19 protein-coding genes and 1 tRNA gene are annotated in these 25,151 nt (G+C 61.0%); 8 read left to right on the plus strand and 12 right to left on the minus strand.

Annotated features, from left to right (window positions below; all coding sequences use genetic code 11):
- Together ABIT12_RS09500 and ABIT12_RS09505 are read left to right on the plus strand one after the other, a co-directional pair.
- Complete coding sequence (locus ABIT12_RS09500) at nucleotides 1-801, plus strand: amino acid ABC transporter ATP-binding protein (protein WP_348045064.1); 801 nt, start codon at nucleotides 1-3, stop codon at nucleotides 799-801.
- Between the two features lie 158 nt (nucleotides 802-959).
- Nucleotides 960-1,994, plus strand: a complete 1,035-nt coding sequence (locus tag ABIT12_RS09505) for a transporter substrate-binding domain-containing protein (RefSeq protein WP_348045066.1) — start codon at nucleotides 960-962, stop codon at nucleotides 1,992-1,994.
- Here the strand turns inward: ABIT12_RS09505 and cls are convergent, their stop codons facing one another.
- From cls to ABIT12_RS09550, 9 genes are all read right to left on the minus strand, one after another.
- Nucleotides 1,995-3,446 carry a cardiolipin synthase gene (gene cls, locus ABIT12_RS09510; RefSeq protein WP_348045068.1) on the minus strand — a complete coding sequence of 484 codons (1,452 nt, stop codon included), beginning with the start codon at nucleotides 3,444-3,446 and terminating at the stop codon, nucleotides 1,995-1,997.
- A 99-nt stretch (nucleotides 3,447-3,545) separates the two neighbouring features.
- Nucleotides 3,546-3,695, minus strand: coding sequence for a hypothetical protein (locus tag ABIT12_RS09515; protein WP_348045070.1), 150 nt, complete (start codon nucleotides 3,693-3,695; stop codon nucleotides 3,546-3,548).
- 107 nt (nucleotides 3,696-3,802) lie between these two features.
- A complete protein-coding gene (locus ABIT12_RS09520) occupies nucleotides 3,803-4,852 on the minus strand; it encodes a cysteine synthase A (RefSeq protein ID WP_348045072.1) in 1,050 nt (349 codons plus the stop codon).
- 142 nt (nucleotides 4,853-4,994) lie between these two features.
- Complete coding sequence (locus ABIT12_RS09525; RefSeq protein ID WP_348045074.1) at nucleotides 4,995-6,404, minus strand: deoxyribodipyrimidine photo-lyase; 1,410 nt, start codon at nucleotides 6,402-6,404, stop codon at nucleotides 4,995-4,997.
- 51 nt (nucleotides 6,405-6,455) lie between these two features.
- Nucleotides 6,456-6,908, minus strand: a complete 453-nt coding sequence (locus ABIT12_RS09530) for an SRPBCC domain-containing protein (protein WP_348045076.1) — start codon at nucleotides 6,906-6,908, stop codon at nucleotides 6,456-6,458.
- Nucleotides 6,905-8,122: an MFS transporter gene (locus ABIT12_RS09535; RefSeq protein ID WP_348045078.1), complete on the minus strand. Its 1,218-nt coding sequence runs from the start codon at nucleotides 8,120-8,122 to the stop codon at nucleotides 6,905-6,907. Before ABIT12_RS09535 ends, ABIT12_RS09530 begins: the two co-directional genes overlap by 4 nt.
- Nucleotides 8,123-8,211: 89 nt before the next feature.
- Nucleotides 8,212-11,553: an error-prone DNA polymerase gene (locus tag ABIT12_RS09540; RefSeq protein WP_407065611.1), complete on the minus strand. Its 3,342-nt coding sequence runs from the start codon at nucleotides 11,551-11,553 to the stop codon at nucleotides 8,212-8,214.
- A gap of 47 nt (nucleotides 11,554-11,600) precedes the next feature.
- A complete protein-coding gene (locus tag ABIT12_RS09545; protein ID WP_348045082.1) occupies nucleotides 11,601-13,289 on the minus strand; it encodes a DNA polymerase Y family protein in 1,689 nt (562 codons plus the stop codon).
- Nucleotides 13,174-13,986 carry a hypothetical protein gene (locus ABIT12_RS09550; RefSeq protein WP_348045084.1) on the minus strand — a complete coding sequence of 271 codons (813 nt, stop codon included), beginning with the start codon at nucleotides 13,984-13,986 and terminating at the stop codon, nucleotides 13,174-13,176. Before ABIT12_RS09550 ends, ABIT12_RS09545 begins: the two co-directional genes overlap by 116 nt.
- Before the next feature lie 148 nt (nucleotides 13,987-14,134).
- On the opposite strand from ABIT12_RS09550, the gene ABIT12_RS09555 reads away from it, so the two are divergent.
- Both ABIT12_RS09555 and ABIT12_RS09560 read left to right on the plus strand, forming a co-directional pair.
- Nucleotides 14,135-15,808: a Na/Pi cotransporter family protein gene (locus ABIT12_RS09555; protein WP_348045086.1), complete on the plus strand. Its 1,674-nt coding sequence runs from the start codon at nucleotides 14,135-14,137 to the stop codon at nucleotides 15,806-15,808.
- 127 nt (nucleotides 15,809-15,935) lie between these two features.
- Nucleotides 15,936-16,010 (plus strand) — tRNA-Asn (locus ABIT12_RS09560).
- Between the two features lie 179 nt (nucleotides 16,011-16,189).
- Here ABIT12_RS09560 and ABIT12_RS09565 read toward each other — a convergent pair.
- From ABIT12_RS09565 to ABIT12_RS09575, 3 genes are all read right to left on the minus strand, one after another.
- The gene (locus ABIT12_RS09565; RefSeq protein ID WP_348045088.1) at nucleotides 16,190-16,786 is read right to left on the minus strand and encodes an NTP transferase domain-containing protein; all 597 of its coding nucleotides are present in this window, start codon (nucleotides 16,784-16,786) and stop codon (nucleotides 16,190-16,192) included.
- Nucleotides 16,783-17,997 (minus strand): benzoate/H(+) symporter BenE family transporter, encoded by a 1,215-nt coding sequence (locus ABIT12_RS09570; RefSeq protein ID WP_348045090.1) that lies wholly within the window; start codon nucleotides 17,995-17,997, stop codon nucleotides 16,783-16,785. Before ABIT12_RS09570 ends, ABIT12_RS09565 begins: the two co-directional genes overlap by 4 nt.
- An 83-nt stretch (nucleotides 17,998-18,080) precedes the next feature.
- Nucleotides 18,081-19,106 (minus strand): LacI family DNA-binding transcriptional regulator, encoded by a 1,026-nt coding sequence (locus tag ABIT12_RS09575; protein ID WP_348045092.1) that lies wholly within the window; start codon nucleotides 19,104-19,106, stop codon nucleotides 18,081-18,083.
- Nucleotides 19,107-19,268: 162 nt separating this feature from the next.
- Between ABIT12_RS09575 and ABIT12_RS09580 the strand changes: the two genes are divergently transcribed.
- The 4 genes from ABIT12_RS09580 to ABIT12_RS09595 all read left to right on the plus strand — a co-directional run bounded on the left by ABIT12_RS09580 (nucleotide 19,269) and on the right by ABIT12_RS09595 (nucleotide 25,123).
- Nucleotides 19,269-22,043: a sugar-binding domain-containing protein gene (locus ABIT12_RS09580; protein ID WP_348045094.1), complete on the plus strand. Its 2,775-nt coding sequence runs from the start codon at nucleotides 19,269-19,271 to the stop codon at nucleotides 22,041-22,043.
- A 200-nt stretch (nucleotides 22,044-22,243) separates the two neighbouring features.
- Nucleotides 22,244-23,329, plus strand: coding sequence for a sn-glycerol-3-phosphate ABC transporter ATP-binding protein UgpC (locus ABIT12_RS09585; RefSeq protein WP_348045096.1), 1,086 nt, complete (start codon nucleotides 22,244-22,246; stop codon nucleotides 23,327-23,329).
- 103 nt (nucleotides 23,330-23,432) lie between these two features.
- Nucleotides 23,433-24,272, plus strand: a complete 840-nt coding sequence (locus tag ABIT12_RS09590; RefSeq protein WP_348045187.1) for a sugar ABC transporter permease — start codon at nucleotides 23,433-23,435, stop codon at nucleotides 24,270-24,272.
- Nucleotides 24,272-25,123, plus strand: a complete 852-nt coding sequence (locus ABIT12_RS09595) for a carbohydrate ABC transporter permease (protein ID WP_348045098.1) — start codon at nucleotides 24,272-24,274, stop codon at nucleotides 25,121-25,123. Before ABIT12_RS09590 ends, ABIT12_RS09595 begins: the two co-directional genes overlap by 1 nt.
- Nucleotides 25,124-25,151: the final 28 nt, after the last annotated feature.

A 25,151-nucleotide genomic window follows, 5' to 3' on the forward strand; every position in this document is an offset into this window, starting at 1 on the left:
ATGTCCATTGATAACATCGAAAACGTCGTCGACTCGGTCGATCGCTCCAAGATGAAGGTTTCGGCCAATGAGGTCGCGGTCGACATCATCGGCATGCACAAGTGGTACTCGGATTTCCATGTGCTGCGCGACATCAACCTCAAGGTGATGAAGGGCGAACGTATCGTCATCGCCGGGCCGTCCGGCTCGGGCAAATCGACGCTGATCCGCTGCATTAACCGGTTGGAAGAGCATCAGAAGGGCCAGATTTTTGTCGATGACATCGAACTGACCAACGACATCAAGAAAATCGACGAAGTGCGCCGTGAAGTAGGCATGGTGTTCCAGCACTTCAACCTGTTCCCGCATCTGACCATTCTGCAGAACCTGACGCTGGCCCCCATCTGGGTGCGCGGCATTCCCAAGGCCGAGGCCGAGGCGACGGCGATGCACTATCTTGAACGCGTCAAGATTCCCGAGCAGGCCAACAAGTTCCCCGGGCAGTTGTCGGGTGGGCAGCAGCAGCGTGTGGCGATTGCCCGTTCGCTGTGCATGAACCCCAAGATCATGCTGTTCGATGAACCCACCTCGGCGCTCGATCCGGAAATGATCAAGGAAGTGCTCGAAGTGATGGTCAAACTGGCCGAAGACGGCATGACCATGATCTGCGTGACCCACGAAATGGGCTTTGCCCGCCAGGTGGCGAACCGGGTGATCTTCATGGATCAGGGGCAGATCATCGAACAGAACGAACCAGAGGCGTTCTTCTCCAATCCGCAGCATGAGCGCACGAAATTGTTCCTGAGCCAGATTCTGCATTAAAATCAGCTATCTGTCGGCAATTCTGGCCATTCCGAATCCAGTCGGGATGGCCTTTTGCTTTGGATTTTCGCCCAAATCTGGCTTCATGCTTGACGCTTGGCGACGCCTCGCCAATATGACGCCAAAGGCGCAGCCTGACAGGCGAAGGTCGTAAACGAGTGAATTGGTTCCGGCTGAAATCTGGCGGACGTCTGCTGCTGCTGAGCGTGCTTGCGGTGTTGGTTGGCACCGTCATGGCCTCGGCGACGACGCTTGAAACCGTGCGCCAGCGTGGCTTTCTGGTCTGCGGGGCAACGGCGGCATTGCCGGGCTTTGCGCAGCAGGACGACAAGGGGCGCTGGTCGGGCTTTGACGTCGATCTGTGCCGCGCCATCGCCGCAGCGGTGTTCGGCAATCCCGACCAGATCGAATTCCGCCCACTGCGCGGCGAGTCGCGCTTTGCGCCATTGCAGACCGGCGCGGTCGATGTGTTGACGCGTGACGCGCCCTGGACCCAGAAGCGCGATACCGCCTTTGAAACCTCCTATGTGGCGACGGCGTTTTTCGATGGCCAGGCGTTCATGGTGCCGCAATCGCTGGGCGCGGTTTCCGCCTATGAACTCGACAACATTTCTATCTGCGTGCTCGATGGCGGCGACGAACTGGCGCGTCTGCAGGAGTTTTTCTTCGCCAATCAGGCCACCTACACCGAAGAGCTGTATGAGGACGTGGCCGATCTGGGCGTAGCCTATCGCGCCGGTCGCTGTCAGGCGGTATCGGCACCGGCCCGGCAATTGCAAGCGATCCGCCGCGATCTGCCTGAACCCAATGCCAATCGTATTCTGCCGGAACGCATTTCCAAGGAACTGCTGGGGCCGGTGGTGCGCGAGGGCGATGATCAATGGTTCAACATTGTGCAGTGGACGCTGTTCACCCTGATCAATGCGGAGGAGGTCGGGTTGACCTCGCTCAACCTCGACTCGCTGTCGGCTGCCCGCACCGCCGCCATCAAGCGCATTCTGGGCGAGGATGGCGATTACGGCACGCCGCTCGGGCTGTCTCCCAAGTTCATGAGCGACATCATTCGGACAGTCGGCAATTACGGCGAAATCTATGACCGCAATTTCGGTCCACAGACCGGCGCATCGCTGCTGCGTGGCCAGAATGCGCTGTGGAGCAATGGCGGGCTGCTTTACGCCCCGCCGGTCGAATAGCTAAAGCACTGGCGACAGCAGCTTGGCAGCCTGCGTGGCAAAGCGCATGTAAAGCGGCCGGTGCCTGGCTTCATCCAGGCTTACCTTGCGGCACTGGGTGAAATCGAAGTTCAGCATTTCCTCGACGACATCGATGATCTGCCGCTGCACGAACCACAGCGTGATCTCGAAGTTGATGGCAAAGGATCGATTGTCGAAATTGACGCTGCCGATGCTGGTGATGCGGTCATCCATCAACACCACTTTCTGGTGCAGGAAGCCGGCGGTGTAGCGATACATGGCGATGCCATGTTCCACCATGGAGTCGGCGTGGGCCGTGCTGGCCAGCCAGACCAGCAGGTGGTCCGGCTTTTCCGGCAGCATGATCCGAACGTCAACGCCGCGTAGCTTGGCCGCATAAAGCGCGGTGCGCACATCGGTGTCCGGTACGAAATAGGGGCTGACGATCCAGAGCCGCTGGCGCGCCTGCGAGATGATATCAGTAAAGGCAATGGCGCACTCTTCGAGCTTGTCGGCGGGGCCACTGCCCATTACCAGAACGGAATTATCGCCCGGCGCCGGCACGACATCCGGCGATTCCGCCGGCAGCAATTCGCCGGTGGCCCAATGCCAGTCTTCGCGGAACATCAGGGCGCAGGCCAGCGCCGCGGGGCCATCGACTCGCACATGGGTATCGCGCCAATGGCCGAACTTGGGGTCTTCGCCAAGATATTCCACACCCACATTATGCCCGCCAACCCAGGCCGCGCGACCATCGACCACCACAATCTTGCGATGGTTGCGATAGTTGATGCGGGTCGGTCCATAGAAGCGGAAAAACTTGTGGCGATGGTTGAAGCCGGCCACCTTGATCCCTGCGTCGCGCAGCTGGCGCCGATACGCCTTGGGCATGCCGGTGCTGCCGATATCGTCATAGAGCAAAAATACCCGCACGCCGGCTTTGGCGCGCTCGATCAGCCGTTCGGCCAGTTCGCGCCCAAGCCGGTCATCACGCACGATGTAGAACTGCACCAGTAGATAGGATTTAGCGGCCGAAATGCCGGCAAAGATCGAGTCGAACGTAGCCTGCCCATCAACCAGCACTTCGACGCTATTGCCGGACAGGAACGGCACCTCGGACACCGCAGAAATCACCGGCCATTGCTTGCTGGTTTCTACATCGACCAGTGCCAGATCCTTGGCGCGCAACGGGCGCTGCGAGCGGCCGTTCTTGGATGGGTCGGTGGCATAGCCATCAAAGAATTTCCAACCGAAGACCAAGTAGAGGAATGCTGTGGGAAACGGCAGTAGTGCCAGTGCGATCAGCCAGGCGATCGAACCCTGCGAGGTGCGCGAATTCATGATTTCGTGGACGCCGCAGGCGATTGCCAGCACGTAGAAAGCGCCGATCAGGGCGGCAACAATATGCAGGTCCGCGAAAATGGCGGCGATCATGCTTTCGATGGCGAACAATTTGCCCGATCCGGATGGCTATTGGGGACACTTTAGCAGCAGTGCCCGCGCTGACAACGCGCGACTTGGCAATTAGCAACCGGGCGCCGGCGGAATGTTCTATTCGGCGGAGTGCAGCACCAAAGCGGCCGTTTCCGCCGTCAGCGCATCGAGCGCCTTTTGCGCCTCTACAGGCAAGTCTGCCAGCGTGCAGCCAAACGGCACCGGCAGCGACAGATGCTTGCCCGGTTCGTCGTCCCATACCAACACAACGAAAGACCGCTGGCTTTCAGGTCGTGGTTTAGGCCGGTCAGAGTGGCAGTGGGTGCGGTGGCGGTCATCGTGAACTCCTGTGATGCAGGAAGATGCTTTGCGGATTAGGCCGGATCGGCCTCGATCACTGTTGACACATCGACGCTCGGCTGGCGTTCCAGCCACTCCGGCACTGGCAGGTTTTTGGCGCGCAAAAAGTCCGGGTTGAACAGTTTGGACTGGTAGCGGTTGCCGTAGTCGCACAGGATGGTGACGATGGTTTTTCCGGGGCCGAGATCGCGGGCCATGCGGACAGCGCCAGCGATGTTGATGGCGCTGGAACCGCCCAGGCACAGACCCTCGTGTTCGAGCAGGTCGAACACATAGGGCAAGGCTTCGGCATCGGAAATCTGATAAGGGTTGTCGATGGTCAGTCCCTGCAGATTGGCGGTGATCCGGCCCTGGCCAATGCCTTCGGTAATGCTGTCACCGGACGATTTCAGCTCGCCATGCGCGTAAAAATTGTAAAGCGCCGCGCCTTCTGGATCGGCAAGGCCGATTTTGACGTTGGGATTACGCGCGCGCAGCGCGTCGGCGACGCCCGCCAATGTGCCGCCGGAGCCGACGGCGCAGATGAAACCATCGATCTTGCCCGAAGTCTGCTCCCAGATCTCGGGACCCGTGGTTTCGACATGGGCCTGCTTGTTGGCAGTGTTGTCGAACTGGTTGGCCCAGATGGCCCCATTGGGCAGTTCGCGGTTGAGTTTTTCGGCCAGGCGACCGGAAATCTTGATGTAGTTGTTCGGGTTGCGATACGGCTTGGCCGGAACTTCGATCAGCTCGGCGCCATAGAGGCGCAGAGCGTCCTTTTTTTCCTGGCTCTGGGTATTGGGGATCACGATCACCGATTTGAACCCCAGTGCATTGGCAACCAGCGTCAGGCCGATGCCGGTATTGCCGGCGGTGCCTTCAACGATGGTGCCGCCGGGCTTCAGCGCCCCCGAAGCGATGGCCGCGCGAATGATGAACAGCGCCGCGCGATCCTTGACCGACTGGCCTGGATTGAGAAATTCCGCCTTGCCCCAGATTTCGCAGCCGGTGATTTCCGACGCGTGTTTGAGGCGGATCAGCGGCGTATTGCCGATGGCGGAAAGCATGTCGGGGTGGTTGGTCATGGAGCGCCGAAGGTTGTTGCGGACATTGATGTTAGGTGCAGGGGCGAGCCCGGACAAGCCTTAAGCGCTGCGGCAGAACGGCTTTTTCTGGCTTTGCGGAAATACGCAATGGGGATTGGGTCATCGACTGAAAGCCGCAAGCTCATTCCAGCGCCTTCGCCGCCGCCAGCGCCCGCTCGCGCGATGATTTGAGATCGACGACTGGCTCGGGGTAGGTCTTTCCAAGCACGACGCCGGCTGCGTCCAGCATCGATGCTGGCGCGGCGAACGGTTGCTGCACCCATTCATCCGGCAGGTTTGCCAGTTCCGGAACCCAGTGCCGCACATAGGCACCATCGGCATCGAACCGCTCGCCCTGTGTCACCGGGTTGAAAATCCGATAATAGGGCGAAGCATCCAGACCCGATCCTGCCACCCATTGCCAATTGCAGGGATTATTGGCCACATCGGCATCGAGCAGGCAGTCCCAGAACCATGCTTCACCCAGCCGCCAGTCAAGCAACAGGTTTTTGGCCAGTAGCGAGGCGGTGATCATGCGGACACGGTTCTGCATGAAGCCGTTGGCCCAAAGTTCGCGCATGCCGGCATCGACAATCGGAATGCCGGTCTGTCCGGCCCGCCAGCGTTTGAGATCGGCGCCGGATCGCCGCCACTCCAGCCCCTCGTATTTCGGCTGCATCGACACCTTGGCGATGTTTTCGCGATGGTAGAGCTGGTGATAATTGAAATCGCGCCAGGCCAGTTCGCTCAGAAATTTGTCGACTGCCCCTTGCAGGTGGTGATCGTGCTGGGCCATTGCAGTGGCCGCATGCCAAATCTGGCGTGGGCTGATTTCGCCAAAGCGGAGATGCGGCGACAGGCGGGAGGTGCTTTCCCGCGCCGGGAAATCCCGGCCTTCAGCATAGACGGCCAGTTTTTGGTCGAGAAAGTCCTCCAGCGCTCCGCGCGCCGCCGCTTCACCGATTTTCCAGTGTGGCGACAGCTTTTTTGCCCAGTGCGGCGCACGATAGTGCGTGTCCACATCGGTGTGCCCGCCGGGCTCGTTGCCCACGGGTTTGCGCAGAGGGGCGCGAATATCGCGCTGGCGCAGGGCTTTGGCGAAGGGCGTGAACACCGAGTAGGGCTTGTGCTGGAGGGTCTCGATTTCCCAGGGCTCCGCCAAAAGGTTGGCGGCGAAGGAGTGAGCCTCGACGCCGCGGGCGCTCAATGCCGCTTTTATCCCGGTGTCGATCTCGCGTTCCGCCGGGGCGTAACGACGATTCCAGAATACAGCGGAGGCGGCTTGGCCGGTAATAGCTCCGTCGAGCACCGCCGATGCCTTGCCACTTTCAACCAGCAGTGGCACGCCGATGGCCGCAAGGTCCTGGCCGAGCGCATTGAGGCTGTGGTGTAGCCACCAGCGCGCCGCGGCGCCAATCGGTCGCAGTGTGGCATCGGTTTCATGAATGTAGAGCGCCGTGGCGCTGCCGGCTTGTAGCGCTGCGGTCAGCGCCGGATTGTCACTTAGTCGCAGATCACTGCGCAGCCAGATGATGGATTTGGCGGTGGTCATAGGCGCTCCCGACTACCCGCCTATACACCCCGAGTAGCCGAACGGTTCAATCTATTCCAGCAATTCGGAGAGTTGTTCGATAGTGGCGCTCCATGCCTCGATCGAGAAAATCCGGGATTCCGGATCGGCATGCGACAGCCCGCGCTCGGTGATGGTAATCGAGGTCTGGCCTGGGGAAAGCGCTTGGAAATCCACCTCAAGCACGAAAATCAGATCATCGTCGGGGCTGTCGGGGCCTTGATAGATCCACGATTGCGACAGTCGGCGGTTTTCCACGAATTCGAGATATTCGCCCGAAACCACATGTTCGCCCGGATGGTCATCATCGCCTTCGGTGACGAAGCGATAGCTGCCGCCTTCAAAAGGCTCCACATCGGCGAAATCGGCCTGCCATTGTTCGAGCAGGGCCGGATCGGTCCAGGCGGCGAACACGTCTTCCAGCGGCGCATCGATTTTACGCGTCAGGGTGATCTGGGCCTGGTTGTCGGGATCGAGAGTGGTCATGACGGCTGTGCCTGGGAAACTTTGTGGGTCTTGGGAAGGAAGATGGTGAGAACGCCCAGCGCTGGCAAGAAGGCGCAGATGTTGAACACGAAGATGATGCCCTTGACGTCGGCCAAAGCGCCCAGCACGGCAGCACCGATGGCGCCAATACCGAAGGCAAAGCCGAACACGAAACCGGCCACCAGCCCGACTTTGCCGGGCACCAACTCCTGCGTATAGACCACGATGGCCGAGAAGGCAGAGGACAGGATCAGGCCGATGAAGATGCTGACGATAGCTGTGCCCGTCAGGTCGAGGTGCGGCAGCAGCAGCGTGAAAGGCAGCGAGCCCAGGATCGAGCACCAGATCACGGTGAGCCGCCCGAAGCGGTCGCCGACCGGTCCGCCGATGATGGTGCCGGCAGCCGAAGCGGCGAGGAACAGGAACAGATAGAGCTGCGATGTGCCCGCCGAGAGATCGAACTTTTCGATCAGGAAGAAAGTGTAGTAGCTCGTCAGCGAGGAAATATAGACGTATTTCGACAGCAGCAGCATGCCGATCACCGCAAAGGCCAGCAGCAGTTTGCGGCGGTCGCCGACTTCGCGCACGGGCCTGGGCGGCGCCTTGGGCATGGGCAGGGCCAGATGCGCGGCATACCAGCGGCCGACTGCCGTCAGGATGATGAAGCCGGAAATGGCGATCAGCGTAAACCAGCCGGCGGCAGACTGGCCGCGCGGCAGGATCAGGAAGGCGGCGGCCAACGGGCCGATGGCGGTGCCGATATTGCCACCGACCTGGAACAGTGATTGGGCGAAACCGAGTTTGCCGCCCGAGGCCAGCCGCGCCACGCGCGAGGCTTCAGGGTGGAAGATTGCCGATCCGATGCCGCCGATCATGGCGGCCACCAGCAGTAGTCCAAAGCTGTTGGCCGTAGCGATCAGCGTCATTCCGGCCAGTGCAAACAGCATGGAAACCGCGAGGAAATAGGGTTTTGGCTTGATATCGGTGTAAAGCCCGACGGCGGGCTGCAAGATTGAAGCCGTCATCTGCTGCGCCAGCGTCAGCAGGCCGATCTGCACATAGTCCAGCGCATAGGCCTCTTTGAGCAGCGGATAGAGCGCGGGCAGGGTGAACTGCATCAGGTCGTTGAGCAGGTGCGAGCCGCTGGCCGCGAGCAAAATCACCAGCGAAGTTTTCTGCACGGCCGGAATGGCCTTGCCGGTCACAACATCCATTTTGGGAAATCCAAAGCGCTTAAAATATAGGCATACTGCTTAGCCGTGCGGGCCAAGGCTGGCAATGGGTGTTGCGGGAAACTGCAGAACTAATGGAAATTTCGTCCCCCCGGCAAGGCGGCGTGGGCGAGGCGCTGGGCGTTTTCGCGGCGGCGTTTGGTGGCTTCGTCGCGCGGATCAGGGCTGCCGGTGCGGCCTTCGTCGGCGCGGGCCAGCACTGCGTCACCCAGATCGTTCCCATCGGCAATTTTGAGCAATTGCGGGGTGAAGTCGGTAAATTGCCTGGCGATGATGTGGATCACCAGTCCTTCGCGCTGCAACTGGCCTTTGACGGCCAGCAACCGCGAACTCAGCACCACCTTGCGATTGGCTTCAAACACCTTGGGCCAGATAACGATATTGCCAATGCCGGTTTCGTCTTCCAGCGTCGCAAAGATCACGCCGCTGGCCGTGCCCGGGCGCTGGCGCACCAGCACCAGTCCCGCCACTTCGACGACGCTGCCGGGTTTGGCTGTCATCAACCCGCTGGCCCGCAGGGTGCGGCGCTGGTCGAGCTGGTCGCGGATGAAGCCGACGGGATGACCCTTGAGCGAAAACGACAGGTGCCGGTAATCATGGATCACCGATTCACCCGGCGGCATTGGCGGCAGATCGGCATCGGCCTCCGCTGCGCTGCGGGCGCCCTTGGCGATGGCGAACAGCGGCAGGTTTTCGGCCCCTTCGGTGCCCATCAGGCCCTTGACCGCCCAGAGTGCATCGCGCCGCGTCAGGCCGAGCGAGCCGAAGGCATCGGCATTGCACAGCTTTTCCAGCTTGGCCGGCGACAGGCCGGTGCGCAGCCAGAGATCGCGTACGCTGTCATAGCCGTTGCCGCGCCGGGCGACGATGATATTGGCGTCCGCCTCGGCCAACCCTTGCGTGAATGACAGGCCGAGCCGGATGGCTTTGTCGGAATGAATATCGCCGGCCATCTCGGCGTGCTGGGGCCATAAATGATCGCGCGCCGGGCGGCTGTCGGCCTCCAGCACGCTTTCCAGATCGGACAGGTTCACATCGACCGACCGCATTTCGACGCCGTGCTCAACGGCATCGCGGATGATCTGCGAGGGAGCATAAAAGCCCATCGGCTGGCTATTGAGCAGGGCGCAGGCGAACACGTCCGGGTAATGGCATTTGAGCCAGCATGAGGCATAGACCAGCAGTGCAAACGAGGCGGCGTGGCTTTCGGGGAAGCCGTAGTCGCCAAAACCCTCGATCTGCTTGAAACAGCGGTCGGCATAGTCGGGGGTGTAGCCGTTCCGGATCATCCCGGTGATGAACTCGTCCTTGAGTTCATAAATCTTGCCATTGCGCCGCCAGGTGGCCATGGCGCGACGCAACTGGTCGGCTTTGCCAGCGGAAAAGCCGGCGCCAACGATGGCGATCTGCATCGCCTGTTCCTGAAACAGCGGTACGCCAAAAGTGCGCTCTAAAACGCCTTTCAGTGCCTCGGATGGATAGTCGACCTTTTCGTGTCCCAGTCGCCGCTTGAGATAGGGATGCACCATGCCGCCCTGGATCGGGCCGGGGCGTACGATGGCCACTTCGATGATCAGGTCATAGAATTTGACCGGCTTGAGCCGCGGCAGCATCGACATCTGCGCGCGACTTTCGATCTGGAACACGCCAATAGTGTCGGCGCGGTGGGTCATTTTATAGACCCGCTCCTTGATGGTCTGGTCCTTGTGATCCTCTTCATCGAGCAGATCGACCAGCCTGATCGCTTTGCCATAATGGCGCTGCATCATTTCGAAGGCACGGCGCAGGCAACTCAGCATGCCCAGCGCCAGCACATCGACCTTGAGAATGGCGAGCGCGTCGATATCGTCCTTGTTCCATTCGATGATGGTGCGGCTCTCCATCGCCGTCTTGCCGATGGGGATCAGCTCGTTCAGCGGATCGCGAGTGATGACGAAGCCGCCGACATGCTGGCTCAGGTGGCGCGGAAAACCGCGCAAAGCGCGGGCGACTTCCATCACCATTTTGAGGGTTGGCTCATCGGGATCGAGCCCGGCTTCGCGCATTGATTGGGTTTTGATGTCGCTCGACCAGCCCCAGTGCAATTGATTGAGCGCGGCAATGGTGTCGTCGGAAATGCCGAACACCTTGCAGGTTTCGCGCACCGCGCTCTTGGTGCGGTAGGAGATGACATTGGCGGTCAATCCGGTGTGGTTACCGCCGTATTTTTGATAAACATATTGCATCACCTCTTCGCGCCGCTCGTGCTCGAAATCGACGTCGATATCGGGCGGTTCGTCGCGTTCGGTGGAGATGAAGCGACCGAATACCAATGTGCTCTTGAGCGGATCGACTTCGGTGATTTCGAGGCAGAAACATACTGCCGAATTGGCCGCGGAACCGCGTCCCTGGCACATGATTTTGCGGTCGTAGCGGGCGAATTGAACGATATCGTGCACGGTCAGGAAATAGGCGGCATAGCCCTTGTAGCCGATCAGGCAAAGTTCCTTCCAGACATCGCGCTTGATCTGCTCGGGCAAATCCCCGGGATAACGCTGATGCGCGCCCTGCCACGTCAGGCGCTCCAGCGTCTGTTGGGCGGTTTCGCCGTCGCCGGTGGTTTCCTCGGGGTAGTTGTAGCGCAACTGGTCGAGTGAAAAGCTGATGCGCGACAGCAGGATCTGGGTTTGAGCGATGGCATCGGGATAATCGGCGAACATACGCGCCATTTCGCCGGGACGCTTTAGATGCCGTTCGGCATTGGCCTGCAGGCGCCGCCCCGCATCCATGATGGTCATGTGCTCGCGGATGCAGGTGACCACGTCCTGCACGGCGCGCCGCTCGGGTGTGTGATACAGCACATCATTGACCGCGATCAGCGGGATACGGAACTGGTTGGCCAGTGCTGAAAGCCTTGCCAGCCGGGCGCGATCATTGCCCTTGAAGGTGCAGGCCGCTGCCAGCCAGACATTGCCTTGTGCCAATGCGGTCAGTTTTTGCAGGGTAACCAGCGATTGCTTGGGCGATTTTTCATCGAACTGCACGATGAACAACTGGCCTTCGACCCATTCGGCCAGATCGTCAAAGGTCAGGCTGCAAAAACCCTTTTCGCCACGCAGATTGCCGGCAGTCAGCAGGCGGCAGAGGCGGCCATAGGCCTGCCGGTCTGCAGGATAAGCGACAATGTCCGGTGTGCCATCGGTAAAGCACAGGCGGGTGCCGACGACATAACGGAAATTGGCTGGCTTATGCTCCAGATCGCGCAGTGCCACATAGCCGCGCACCACGCCGGCAAAGCTGTTGCGATCACACAGGCCAAGGCCCGAAAGTCCCAGCCCGACCGCTGCCGCGACCAGTTCGCCCGGGTGCGAGCCGGCGCGCAGAAACGAGAAATTGGAGGTCGCCATCAGCTCGGCATAGGGCGGCGCTGGCACGCGCGGGGCAGCTGGTGGCAGGCGCTGGGGCAAATCAAGGACAGTGTTCACGAGAAAAATCCCTGCAAAAACCAGTCCGGGCGCGGCGCATAGCCATATAGCCCCTGCCGGAACAGCCAGAAGCGATGACCGGCATCATCCTCGGCGATGTAATAATCGCGGCTCTGTTCGCCCTCCATATAGGGCAATGGCCGGGGTGCATCGGGCTCGGGTTCCGACGTCAGCGCATCGGCGGGTTTGGAGCTGGATTGGTCCGGTTCAGGCGGCGCCAATTGCAGCCGTTCGGGGCTGCGCCACCATTCCACGCCCAGCCGTTCGGGACCCGACGCCTTGACGAATTTGTAGCTGATCCGCCGCCATGTCATCGCCGTGGGCGGGCCATAGGGCACTTCGGCGAACACCGTAATTGCTTCGGGCGTGGGCAGCAGCCGCAAGGGGCGGGGCAGGTCGCGGTCGGGCAGGGCCAGCGGATCGTCCGTGGTGCGGGCGATGGCGGGTTCAAACCGTACGGCCTGTTCGGGAATATGAGTGTTGACGAATTTGGTGCGCAACACCGAAAACGCTCCGAGCCGGCTGCTCATCCGGTCATAGAGCCGATCCAGATCTGCTGTGCCGTCATGGGTTTCAAACGCCCCGAGTTGGAGTGCATCGAGCTGGTCAACCGAGGTGGCGGCCAACCGGATCATATCCACCCCGAAACCGGGGTCGTATTCCCCCTCCAGCCGCTCCGAGCGATTGCTGAACAGCCGGGCGATGTGCTGCGGATCGCGGGTGGCGCGGCCGGAATTAACTGACAGGGTCATCACCTTATGGTCGACCCGGTAGAGGAACAGGTGGAAAGCCTGCGCACCCAGCCCTTCGGTTTCGAGCTGGATCGACAGTGTGATCGCCAAGTCCCGTGCGGTCATCAGCACGTCGTCCATCAGTCCGATCGGGTCGGCAAAGCGTCGCTCGGCATAGCGCTCAGCCACCGGGATACGGCTGGGCAGCCGCTCCTCGATCCGTCCATATGCCTGATCCAGCCGGGTGAGCAACGAGATGCCGAAGCGCGCCTGCAGGGCTTTGCGGTTGCGTGCGTGCAATTGCCCGATGCGCTTGAGGCCCATCTGGGAGAGACCAGCGACCTGTTCATCATCGAGCCGCAGGGCAGCGACGGGCAGGGTGTCGAGCACGGCGGCAGTATCAGCCCCTAATACCACCTGGCTGCGGGCAAAATGGCTGGCCGCCCAGGCGGCGCCAACCGTCGAGGCGACGGCCCCCGCCACCGCATAACCGAGTGTGCGCAGCCGGGTCAGCAACAGGCGCAGCATGTCCAGTTCGCCGCCAAACAGATGCGCCACGCCGGTGATGTCGAGCACCAGATCGCCAAAAGCAGCGCGATCGGTCAGCACCGAAACCAGCGGGCTGGCATTGGAATGCCAATCGGCGAAGTCGGCAAAAGCGGTTTCGAGCAGCGGCCGGTCGATTTCGCGCACGGTCAGGTTGGGCAGCATGGCGCGGGCGTCGGCCAGGTTTTGCCCGGTCATCAGCTTGCCCTTGGCAGCCTCTTGATCCACCGCCGCCAGCCGCAACCCGCCCTTGATCCGTTCGTAGAGCACAAGCGGACCGGCAAGACCGGGCTCACGCCGTTTTAGATAATCCGTCGGCCAATCCGGCAGGAACAAAGCGAGGTAGCGCCGTTCGGTCAGCAGTCCGGTTTGCGCTGTTATCTGGGTCGCCGATGCGTTCAAAACCATGATCCGTCCAGCCCAAAAGCCACTCTTCATGCTGGGAAGTGTTGATGGCCCCTTTTTCCAGCCGGGCCAGCCAGCGCGGCTCGCCCGGGGCGCGGGCATCGAACGGGGTTTCCGCGCTCAACACTGGTCGTAAATGCCAGCGGAACTGGGCAGCGCTGGCCTCGCGCCACGTTCCGTAGCGCAGCAGGAAAAACGAGGCGCCGTCTTTGGCGGCGCGCAGGCTCAAGCGGCGGCTGGCGGTAAAATCCAACGCCTTGGGCTGGCCAGCCACATCGACAATCACGGCGGCTACGGCGCGGCAGGCGATGGCCTCCTCGGCGGCCCAGAGCAGTTCGGTGATGGTATCGGCGCGGATCAGCAGCAGCGCTTCGGGGTCAAAGCCGAAGGCCGCCAAACCCGCGCCATAGGGCAGGCCCATTTCCTGAGCTTCCCGCGCCAGTTGCAGATAGATCACCGCCGGACGGCTGGAGGTCAGCAGATCGCGCGCCGAGCCCAAGGCAAAGCCGAGCGCGGCGCCACCGTTGCGGCGTTCGTCGGTGAAAATCTCATGCAGCAATCCGCCGGGTAGGGAGAGCAGGCTGGGGGAGGAATGGATCGACCGTTGCACGGCGCTGGCGTGCAGCGGTGGCAGGTCGACAATCCCGGCGATTTTGTCGCGCAGTGCAGCGAGTGCCTGCTGTTTTTCCAAGGCCTGCATGACAAGCCTCCTTGTTCAATATCAGAACAAATAGAGAACATTTAATCTGGAAGAGAGTCAAGCCGACTCTGTGTAGGCTGTGGACCAAGGCGGTCGACGCTGCCCGTCATCTGCTGCATACTGGCTTCAACAAATCACGCCGGAGTCGATGAACTCAACTATCCAACTGATCAACCTTCTTGGTGCCGGAGCCCTGCTGCTGTGGGGACTTCGGCTGATCAAGACTGGCGTGATGCGCGCCTTTGGTGCCTCGCTGCGGCAGTGGATTGCCAAGGGCACCGGCAACCGGTTTACCTCGGTTCTCTCCGGGATCGCCGCGACTCTTGCCCTGCAATCGAGCACGGCCACGGCGGTGATCACCGCATCCTTTGCCAGCCGTGGCGTGATCGATCCCAAAATGGCGCAGGCCGTGATGCTGGGCGCCAATGTCGGTACCTCGATTGCCGCGGTGGTCCTGTCGCTGGATGTGCATTGGTTTGCCTCGGTGATGATCCTGATTGGCGTGGCCGGGTTCAACCTCTCCAAATATTCGCGCGGCAAGGGCATCGGCCGGGCCGTGCTCGGGCTTGGCCTGATGCTGCTGGCGCTGCAAATGGTGGGCAATGTCACCGGGCCGCTGCGGGAATCAGATGTGGTCATTGCCGTGCTCAAGGGGATTGGCGATGCGCCGGTGTTTGCGCTGATGCTGTCGGCAGCTTTGGCGTTCATGGCTTCCTCGAGCCTTGCCGTGGTGCTGTTCGTGGCGCTGCTGTCGCAGGCTGGGATTGTTTCGCCGCCGCTGGCGGTCACCCTGGTGGCAGGTGCCAATCTGGGCGGGGCGCTGCCGCCTTATCTGGCCGTACTCGCTGAAGGCACCGAAGCGCGACGGCTGACGCTGAGCAATCTGATCGTGCGGGGCGTCGGTGCGCTGGCGTTGACCGCCCTGGCGCCGCAGGCTGCGGCATTACTCCTGCGCATCCTGCCTGATGTCAGCCATCTGGCGATTGCCGCCCATATCGGCTTCAACCTGTTGCTGCTGGTGATTTTCCTGCCGCTGCTGGGGCCAATCGCCCAAATTTCTGCTGCAGCCCTTCCAATGCCAGCGGAGCCGGAAAAGGGCGCCAATTATCTGGACGAAGCGGTGCTCGATACGCCGCCGATCGCCCTGGCGGCTGCGGCGCGCGAGACGCTGCGGGTCAGCGACATGGTGCTCAAGATGCTGCAGGCCAGCCTTGAGGCGCTGCACAAGGCAGCTCCGGGCGCCAAGACCACGATGGCGCTGCTCGATGACGACGTCGATTCGCTGCATCAGGCGATCAAGCTGTATCTGTCCAAGCTCGATGCGACCGAACTGGATGAGGACGATGCCGGACGCTCCAGCGAAATCATGAGCTATGCCATCAACCTGGAACATGTCGGGGACATCATCGAAGGCGGGCTGGCCGAAATCGCTGTCAAGAAGACCAAGCGCCAGCTGTTCTTTTCGGCTGACGGCCTGCGCGAAATTGTCGAGCTCTACGAAAAGACCATCACCAATATGCAGCTGTCGCAATCGGTGTTCCTGACGCGCGATCCGCAACTGGCGCGGCGGCTGGTGGCGGCCAAGGTCGATGTCCGACGGCTGGAAGCGCAATCGTCCAAGGCCCATCTGCATCGGGTGCGGCTGGGCATGGTCGATTCGATGCAAACCAGCTCGCTGCATCTCGATACGCTGCGCGATCTCAAGCGCATCAACGCCCATCTGGCTTCGGTTGCCTATCCTATCCTGGAAACTGCCGGCGAACTGGGCGAAAGCCGCCTGCGTCCGCTCGGTCTGGAAGAACCCAAACAAGCGCCCAAATAGGCTTGCCGCAGGGGCAGGGCACTGGTGCTGACATGAGATATTCACAGAGCGGCACATTCGGGGCTTGGCAAAGCAAAACAACTTCGCTAAACGGACCCTCGTCTTCACCAAAGACAAATGAGCGCATTCCGCGGTAGCTCAGTGGTAGAGCAATCGGCTGTTAACCGATTGGTCGTAGGTTCGAATCCTACCCGCGGAGCCATTCTCCTGTTGGGCAAGCAGCCCAATTCGAGTTGGCATTGGACAAGCAGCTCAACCAAATTTCATAAGCAGATTAAAGACTTGAACAGGTTGGCTTCGAGCTGGCCGCCAGGCGTTTGCCCAGGCCCGCGCTTGCTTTGGTCATGGGTTTCTCGAACCAATTCTGCGTTGGACGGGTACTTATTCCAGGCGCCGCGACAGCGCGATCAGGTCAGCCATGGTGTTGATATTGGCGAAGGGATTGGGCGTGTCCGGCCAATCCACGGCTATGGCGTCCAAGCTTTGCAGCAGGTGCTTGAGACTTTTGGGCGCGGTTCCGCTACGCACCAGTTGCGGTAGGTCGGTAATGGCCGAAAACCGCCACAGCGCATTGGTGGGATAGAAGGTGTCGCCGACCTGCGCGTAGGCCGCTGCGCCGTCTCCCAATCTCGTTTGAAGCCGCGCCAGGAAGTCGCTGGGCAGGAATGGCACATCCACTGCAGAGCCGATAATAAACTCGGGTTGCTCGCGCTGCATCAGGAGATAATCCACCGCAGCGGCAAGGCCCGCCAGTGGTCCGCCGATGTCCGCGGTCAGGTCGGGTACGGGCACCGGACCGCCGGCAAAAGCGTTCGGGTTCAGGTGGCCGATCGAGACGATGATCGCGCCCGGCGGCAACGCCAGCGCGCGGATCACCCGATCAATCAGCATCACCCCGCCGAGCTTGAGATGGGCCTTGCGCACCCCACCCAGCCGCTGGCCCTGCCCACCGGCAAGGATGACGCCGGCAATGGTCATTTGGCGGTGGTCGTCGGCGCGGGGCGGACGCCAAAATGCAGGATCAGCATCAGCCCTATGCCGGCAACCAATCCCCAGAAGGGTGCGCCGACGCCGACAATGGTGATGCCCGATGCGGTGGTCACAAAGGTCAGGATCGCCGGCAGGCGCGATTCTTCCTGCGCCAGTGCGCCCGACAGGGCCGAAGCGAGGCTGGAGAGCAGCGCCAGCCCGGCCACCGCCTGGATCAGCAGCGGCGGCGACGCGGCAATGAACGCCGCTGCCAGGTTCGCGGCCAGCGCCAGCAGCAGATAGACCACGCCGGCGGCCATTGGTGCGGGCCAGCGTCTGGTGCTGTCCGGGTGCGCTTCCGGCCCGGCGCAGATGGCGGCGGTGATGGCGGCAAGGTTGATCGAGTGGCCGCCAAACAGCGCGGTCAGCGCGCTGCCGATGCCGGTCATGATGAACAGTGGTGCGGGTTTGAGATCAAAACCATTGGCTTTCATCACTGCCAGCCCCGGCAGGTTCTGCGAGGCCATGGTGACGATGAACAGGGGTATGCCGATGCGCACGATGGCATCGAAGGTGAACACCGGCAGCACCGGCACGACACTGGACCAGGTGCCGTTCAGCGCGCCGGGTGGCAGGTGGGTGGTGGTGGCCAGCAGAACCCCAGTGACCAGCACGGCGATGGGCACCGCATAGCGGCGGGCAAAGCGCAGGCCGATGGCCCAGGCCAGCAGCACGGGCAGCGCCAGCCATGGCATTTCACCCACCGCATGGATGGGTGCCAGGCACAGCGTCAGCAGCATGCCGGCCAGCATGGCATTGGCGATGGGGGCAGGGATCATGGCGATGGCGCGGGCGAAAGGCTTGATCAGGCCGGCCAGCACGATCAGCGCCGCCGCGACCAGAAAGGCTCCGGCGACGGCCGGATAGCCGCCGACCGGTTCGCCCACGGTCAGCAGAAAGGCCACGCCGGGCGTCGACCAGGCAAAGCTGACCGGGATTTTCATGCGCCAGCTGACGACGATATTCAGGATGCCAATGGCAATGCAGACCGAAAACAGGCCCGAACCTGCCTGTTGTGGCGAAGCGCCTGCAGCGGTCAGGGCGGCCAGCACCAGCGTAAAGGTGCTGGCATAGCCCACGATGGCTGCCAGGGCCCCGGCAATGATCGGTTGGATATACGTGCCGCGACCGGTGTCCGGCGCTGCCGCTGGGGCTGCCATGAGAGACTCCCTCTTGTTACGCGGCAGCACGCTAAGGATATGCGCGGCTTTGTCAAAGTGTAGTTGCCGTACGTTCGCGACGGTCAGTTCCGGCGCGGCGGCGCCACCGAGCCGCGCGCGATATAGCGGCATTCGATCTTGATCTTCTGGGCGTTCTGATGCGCCGAAATGCCTTCATTATGGTCGAGCAGGGCGCCCACTGCCCAGCGCGCCATTTCGTCATGCGGCAGCACCACGGTCGATAGTGGCGGCAGCATGTAGGACGCCAGATCTTCATCATCGAAGCCGACGATGGAGATATCTCCGGGAATGCTGAGGCCCCGGCTTTTGACAGCGTCATAGGCGCCCATGGCCATACGGTCGTTGAAGCAGAAAATTGCCGTCGGCGGCTGCGGCAGGTCGAGCAGGCGCAGCGTCAGTTCGCGGCCGCCGTTGACGGTCCAGCCGCCCGTTAATACCAGTTGGTCATCGATCGGCACATCCCAGGTGGTCATTGCCTGACGGTAGCCCAGTTCGCGGTCGCTGGCGGCGTCGATCCATTCTTCACCCTTGAGATGGGCAATACGCCGATGGCCCGCCTTGAGCAGCGCTTCGGTGGCGGCATGGGCGCCAGCCACGTCGCCGGGAACCACCGAGGGATGGCGGCGCTTTTTTTCGTAGCAATTGACCAGAACGGTGGGCACATCGTCGAGCCGGCCCGGAACCACCAATTCGCGCGTAATCAGCGAGGCATAGAGCACGCCGATGATGCGGTTCTTGAGCAGCATATCGAGCCCGGCGTCCTCGATCTTGGGATCGGCGCGGGTGCAGAACGTGGCAATCACCACATCCTGCAGGGCGGCCTCGTCGCGGGCGCCTTCAATGAACTGGGCGGCAAAGGGCGTGGTGCTGACTTCATCCAGAATCAGGCCGATCACCCGCGTGCGGTTTTCGGGAACAAGGTGTTGCCTGCCCTTGCGGTAGCCCAGGGCCTCGGCCGCCTCAAAGATGCGGGCGCGGGTCAGTTCGGCGACGCGCGCATTGGCAACGCCGTTGAGCACCAGCGACACAGTCGCCTGGGAGACGCCTGCTCGTTGCGCGACGTCGATCATGGTGGCGCGCTTGCTCACTTCGTCTCCAACTCAACCTCCCGACCGGATTATAGAAAGCCCGAACTGTGGACAAGCCCGGCCAAAATTATTGGCAGGGCATAAATCCGGCTTGCCAATGCCCTGAGTGCGGACTACCAATGCTGATAATAATATAACTAATAAGATTATCTCGGGGGAAATATGACGGTCCACGCAACGCTTGCGGGCAACACTTCCACGAACGCCTTCCGGTCGACCTTGTCGCTGGATGGCGCGTGGAAATTCAAGCTCGACGGGCGTGGCGACTGGCGCATCGCGCATGTTCCGTCTCCTTGGCAATCTGAATTTGCTGACCTGCGTGAAGCCTCCGGCCTGGCGGTCTATCGACGGAGCTTTACCCTCCCAGTGGGTTGGCAAGACCGCGCTGTTTCCGCGAAGTTCGGCGCGGTCAACTATTACGCCGAGGTATTTCTCAACGGCAAACGCCTCGGCGATCATGAAGGCGGCTATCTGCCGTTCGCATTCGTCTTGCCCAAATCCGTGCTGAGGGCCGAAAACGAGTTGGAAGTGCGCGTCACGCTGCCAACGGCGGACAAGACGCTTTATCCGCAGTTTCCGTTCGCCGAAATCCCGCATGGCAAGCAGAGCTGGTATGGCCCGCTTGGCGGCATCTGGCAGTCGGTGGTGCTTGAGGCGCACAACCCGGTTCATATCGAGCATGTAAAGGTCGATGCCGATCTGGCGAGCGGCCGGGTCGCATTCGTCTTGGAACTGGTCGGCTCAACGGTTGGCGCCAGCATTGCCGTGAACATTTTTGATAGCGCCGGCGTATTGGTGGCGAGCGGCGACGGCGCAAGCGACACGGTTAGTGCTGTTGTGACCGACGTGGCGCCATGGTCACCGGATGCGCCCAATCTTTACCGGGCCGAACTGACCCTGTCAGTCAAGGGCAAGGCGGTCGATGCGGCCTCGGTCAGCTTTGGCTTTCGCACCATCGAAACCCGCGACGGCAAGCTCTGGCTCAACGGCCAGCCACTCTACCTGCGTGCGGCGCTCGATCAGGATTATTACCCGGAAGGCATCTGCACGCCGCCCTCGCTGTATTTTCTGGAAGACCAGGCGCGCAAGGCCAAGGCGCTCGGGCTCAATATGCTGCGTTGCCATATCAAGGTGCCGGACCCGCGCTACCACGAAGTGGCCGATCGGATCGGCCTGCTGATCTGGACTGAAATTCCCAATGTTCAGACCTTCTCGCCAGCATCCGCGCAGCGCCTGCGCGATACCATGGCGGGGATCGTCCGCCGCGACGGCAATCATCCCTCGATCATTGCCTGGACCATCATCAACGAGGATTGGGGTACGCGGCTGGTCGAAAATGCCGACCACCGCCGCTGGCTCAAGGAAACCTATGATTGGCTGAAGGCGCTCGATCCGACCCGGCTGATTTCGGACAACTCAGCGTGTTTCCCGAACTTTCATATGAAGTCGGATCTCAACGACTATCATTATTACCGCTCGGTGCCCGAGCGCCGTGAGGAATGGGACGATCTGACCACGCAGTTCGCCAACAATGCCGCCTGGACCTATTCAAACCTGGGCGATGCAGAATGGCGCGGCGACGAGCCGTTGATCGTTTCCGAATTCGGCGTCTGGGGCTTGCCCAATCCAGCCAAGTTATTGCTCGAGGACGGTTCGGAACCGTTCTGGATGGAGACCGGCGCCACGTGGGGCGATGGTGTGGCCTTGCCGCATGGCATTCGGCAGCGCTTCTCGGCGCTGCACCTGGACACCGTGTTCAAGGACTTCACCGCTTTCGTCGAAGCGGCTCAATGGTACCAGTTCGCCAATCTCAAATACGAGATCGAGGTGATGCGCGCCCATCCGACCATCGTGGGCTATGTCATAACCGAATTTACGGATGTTCATTGGGAAGCCAACGGACTTTTGGATATAAACCGCAATCCGCGGGTGTTCCATAATCAGTTCGCCAGCATCAATACCGACATCGTTATCATCACCAAACCGGCCATGTGGTCGGCCTATGCCGGCGACACCTTGGGCATCGATCTTTCGGTCGCCACCGGCGGTCTTTCGATCCCGACCGGCGCGAAATTGCGCTGGAGCGGCAGTGGTCTGTCTGGCAGTGCCGACGTTGCGGCGACCGGTGCCAATGGTTTGGCCACGCTGGGCAAACTTGGTTTCCCGATGCCATCAGTCAAGACCAACCAGATGCTGCGGATCGCCTTCGTTCTGGAAGCTGATGGGCATCAACTGGCGAGTAATGTTCTCGACATCGCGCTCTATGCCAGGCGTGCTGCGGTTAACCTGCCCACAGTGGGTTCGCGCGATTCCAGTCTGATCGATTTTGCCAAGGATCTCGGTTATCGCGTCGCCGATGTCGGCAATGCCGATGTGGTGCTGGTGCGGGCTCTCAATGCCGCGGATATCGAGGCGATGTGCGGCGGTGCAAACTACCTGGTGCTGGCTGATGGCAGCGTCAACACCCATCGCAATCTGCGCGCCGACATTCCTGAAGGCGAAAAGCCTTATCGGGACATGGTGGTCGATGAACGCAATCTGCCCGTCGGCATCGACCAGCAATTGCCTGGCATTGGCCTGCTGCCGCGCGACGGCAGCATGTGGCGTGGGGACTGGATTGCCAATTTCAGCTGGCTGCGACGGGCAGGGGCGTTTGCCGCGCTGCCGGGCGGACCGATGCTTGATCTGTCGTTCGACCGCGTGGTGCCCCATCATGTGATGACCGGGTTCCGCACGTTTGAATACGAAGGGCCGGTTCATGCAGGTGTCGTCATCGGCTGGATTCATAAGCCGGCGGTGACGATTGCGGAGCGCCGAATCGGGGATGGTAATCTGGTGGCAACCACCTTCCGGCTGACCAATGACTCCCCTGGAGCCGACCCCGTAGCAGCAGCGTTATTTGATGCCTTGGTGACCACAGCAAAACTACCGATTTAGACAACGTTACATATCTGATTTATGGGTCTGTATCGTATAAGTCGTTGACCTTTCCGGGCGTTGAGATAGGGTAAAAAACATGCTGTTCAGCCGGAAACCGGGGGCAGCTTCGCAAGCGCGGGGAAACACGCGGAACACGGGTCAGGCGCAGCGCGCCGATCCATAGGGAAGGAGCAGGCTTTGGCCTGCTGGGAGACACGATGGCGAGCATCGAATTAGCGAATGTCAGCAAGCGTTTTGGGCCGGTCCAGGTTATTGATAACCTGTCGCTGACCGTGAACTCCAACGAGTTCATGGTGTTTCTGGGGCCATCGGGCTGTGGGAAGTCGACGCTGCTGCGCATGATTGCAGGGCTGGAAAGCATCGACGACGGCGAGATTCGCATCGATGGGCAGCGTGTCGATCATCTGCCGCCGGGCGAACGCGGCATTGCCATGGTGTTTCAGCACTACGCGCTCTATCCGCACATGACTGTGCGCGACAACATGTCGTTCGGCCTGCGCAATATCGGCGTTGCTCCAGAAGAAATCACCAAGCGCGTCAATCGTGCTGCTGAAATGCTGGAAATTTCGCAGTTGCTGGATCGCAAGCCCGGCCAGATGTCGGGTGGTCAGCGCCAGCGCGTGGCCATCGGCCGTGCCATCGTCAAAGAGCCCAAGGCCTTCCTGTTCGACGAACCGTTGTCGAACCTTGATGCGGCGCTGCGCGTCCGCACGCGCGTCGAGTTGGCGCAACTGCATAACCGCGTACTCTCCACCATGATCTTTGTCACCCACGACCAGATCGAGGCCATGACCCTGGCGCATCGCATCGTGGTGATGAACAATCGCAAGATCGAGCAGGTCGGCTCGCCGATGGAGATTTACTCAAGGCCGGCGACCCGTTTTGTCGCCGAATTCGTCGGTTCGCCAGCCATGAACTTTGTGCCGGTGACCGTCGGGCAGGGTGCCTCCGGCGCCAGCGTTACGCTGGCTGACGGCATGGTGGTGCAGACCACGGTGCCCTCGCAGGCCCTGGAAATCGGCGCAACATACGATCTGGGCATTCGCGCCGAGGCCCTGCAGGTGGTACCTGCCGGCACCGGCGATGTCAGCGGCAAGGCCGAAGTGATTGAGCGCCTGGGCGATCGAACGCTGGTTTATGTGCGGCTGTCGACCGGTGCCCTGGTGGTCGGCGAAGCAGAAGGCGACAGCAAGGTCGTCACCGGCGACGCCGTCTCGGTGAAATTTGACGGCAGCCGGACACATCTGTTCGACGCGCGCGGTCAAGCCTATCACGGCCTGTGAGGAGGGGAGCATGGCACAGACCGACGCTTCCATTTCTCTTTCCACTCCGAACGTCGCCACCAGCCGCAATACGCTGAAGGTCGATCGTCCGCGCTGGAGCAATATGCTCTTCGTGGCGCCGTTCCTGTTCTTCTTTGTGCTGCTGCTGGTGGTCCCGATGTTCTGGGGCATGTGGCTGAGCCTGACCAAGGCTGACCTGTTCGGGCCGGGCAAGTTCCTGGGCTTGAACAATTACGCCCGCCTGTTCACCGACAAGATATTCATCGGCGCCATTCTCAACACCTTCTATTTCGTGTTCCTGACGGTGCCGGCGCTGGCTATCCTTGGCCTGACCCTGGCGCTGGTGCTGAACAAGCAAACCCGCTCGGCAACCGTCCTGCGCGCTATTTTCTTTGCCACCTCGGTGCTGTCCGTGACCGTGGTAACGTTGGTCTGGCGCATCGTTTTTATCCCCGACATGGGCCTGCTTTCGGTCATTTTCGGCTGGTTCGGCGCTAACTCGCCGAAGTTTCTGAGTGATCCGAAGCTGGCGATGATCGGCGTCGCCATCGCCACCGTGTGGTGGGGCATTGGTCTGCCAATGGTACTGTTCCTGGCCGCTCTGCAGCAAATTCCAGGCGAAATCTATGAAGCGGCCGCGCTGGACAATACCAGTCGCTGGCGCACGCTCTGGTACATCACCTTGCCTTCGATCCGGCGCACCTTTGTGCTGGTTATCATCATCCAGATCGTCTTCCAGTTCCAGTTGTTCGGCCAGGCCCAGTTGATGACCGGAGGCGGGCCCAACAACGCCTCTCGACCCATTGTCCTGTACATTTATGAGGCGGCCTTCAAGCGCTTCGACGTGGGCATGGGGGCTGCTGCTTCCGAAGTGCTGTTCGCGCTCATCCTGATCGCGGCGATGGCTCAATATTTCGTTGCCCGCCGGCGTGGAGAAGACTGATGGCTGAAACGCGGGTCCAAAATATCGTCGGCCGCACCAACAGCGACCGGATCATCCTGGCTCTTACCATTCTTGCCGCTCTGGTGCTGCTGATCCCGATCATGTGGGTGGTGGGGCTGTCGTTCAAGCTGAACAACGACCTCAAGATCGATCCTAATTCGGTGTTCCGCCTGCCTTATACGCTCAAGAACTATATCGACGTGATCAGCAGTTCGAGCGTGTTCCGCTGGCTGCTCAACAGCCTGATCGTGTCGATCGGTTCAACCATCTGCATCCTCATTCTGTCCTCGCTGGCAGGCTACGGATTTGCCCGGCTGAATTTCCCCTACAAGAACATCATCTTCATCATCGTGCTGTTCGGGCTGGCTGTACCCGAGCAGGCCGTGATCGTGGCGCGGCACCAGATCTTTTCTTTCCTCAAGCTGCACAATTCCTATCCGGGGCTGATCCTGCCGGGCCTTTCGGCATCCTTCGGGGTGTTCCTGATGACCCAGTATTTCAAGGCTATCCCCAAGGAGATCGACGAAGCGGCGATGCTCGACAACGCGTCGCGGTTCCGGATTTTCTGGAAGGTCCTGTTGCCGCTGACCATTCCGGCACAGGCCACGCTGGGGATTTTCACCTTCCTCGGTGCCTTCAACGATTATTGGTGGCCCCTGATCTCGGCCACCAAGAAGGAAATGTACACCATCACCACCGGCATCGCCTCGATGCAGATGAACTTCGCACAAACCGAAGGATTGGGTTTCCTGATGGCGCAGGCGGTCTTTGCCGGCCTGCCGACGCTGCTGGTCTACCTGTTCTTCCAGAAATACATCGTCACCGCGGTTTCAGGTTCCGCCGTGCGATGACTGCCCCAAACAAAACCCTGGAAAAAAA

The sequence above is a fragment of the Devosia sp. genome, from assembly GCF_039927955.1.
GTDB lineage: Bacteria > Pseudomonadota > Alphaproteobacteria > Rhizobiales > Devosiaceae > Devosia.

Coding starts and splice junctions, on each gene's coding strand:
- ABIT12_RS09500 (WP_348045064.1), top strand. CDS start 1: ATGTCCATTGATAACATCGAAAACGTCGTCGACTCGGTCGATCGCTCC.
- ABIT12_RS09520 (WP_348045072.1), bottom strand. CDS start 4,852: ATGACCAACCACCCCGACATGCTTTCCGCCATCGGCAATACGCCGCTG.
- ABIT12_RS09525 (WP_348045074.1), bottom strand. CDS start 6,404: ATGACCACCGCCAAATCCATCATCTGGCTGCGCAGTGATCTGCGACTA.
- ABIT12_RS09530 (WP_348045076.1), bottom strand. CDS start 6,908: ATGACCACTCTCGATCCCGACAACCAGGCCCAGATCACCCTGACGCGT.
- ABIT12_RS09535 (WP_348045078.1), bottom strand. CDS start 8,122: ATGGATGTTGTGACCGGCAAGGCCATTCCGGCCGTGCAGAAAACTTCG.
- ABIT12_RS09545 (WP_348045082.1), bottom strand. CDS start 13,289: ATGGTTTTGAACGCATCGGCGACCCAGATAACAGCGCAAACCGGACTG.
- ABIT12_RS09550 (WP_348045084.1), bottom strand. CDS start 13,986: ATGCAGGCCTTGGAAAAACAGCAGGCACTCGCTGCACTGCGCGACAAA.
- ABIT12_RS09555 (WP_348045086.1), top strand. CDS start 14,135: ATGAACTCAACTATCCAACTGATCAACCTTCTTGGTGCCGGAGCCCTG.
- ABIT12_RS09565 (WP_348045088.1), bottom strand. CDS start 16,786: ATGACCATTGCCGGCGTCATCCTTGCCGGTGGGCAGGGCCAGCGGCTG.
- ABIT12_RS09570 (WP_348045090.1), bottom strand. CDS start 17,997: ATGGCAGCCCCAGCGGCAGCGCCGGACACCGGTCGCGGCACGTATATC.
- ABIT12_RS09580 (WP_348045094.1), top strand. CDS start 19,269: ATGACGGTCCACGCAACGCTTGCGGGCAACACTTCCACGAACGCCTTC.
- ABIT12_RS09585 (WP_348045096.1), top strand. CDS start 22,244: ATGGCGAGCATCGAATTAGCGAATGTCAGCAAGCGTTTTGGGCCGGTC.
- ABIT12_RS09590 (WP_348045187.1), top strand. CDS start 23,433: ATGCTCTTCGTGGCGCCGTTCCTGTTCTTCTTTGTGCTGCTGCTGGTG.
- ABIT12_RS09595 (WP_348045098.1), top strand. CDS start 24,272: ATGGCTGAAACGCGGGTCCAAAATATCGTCGGCCGCACCAACAGCGAC.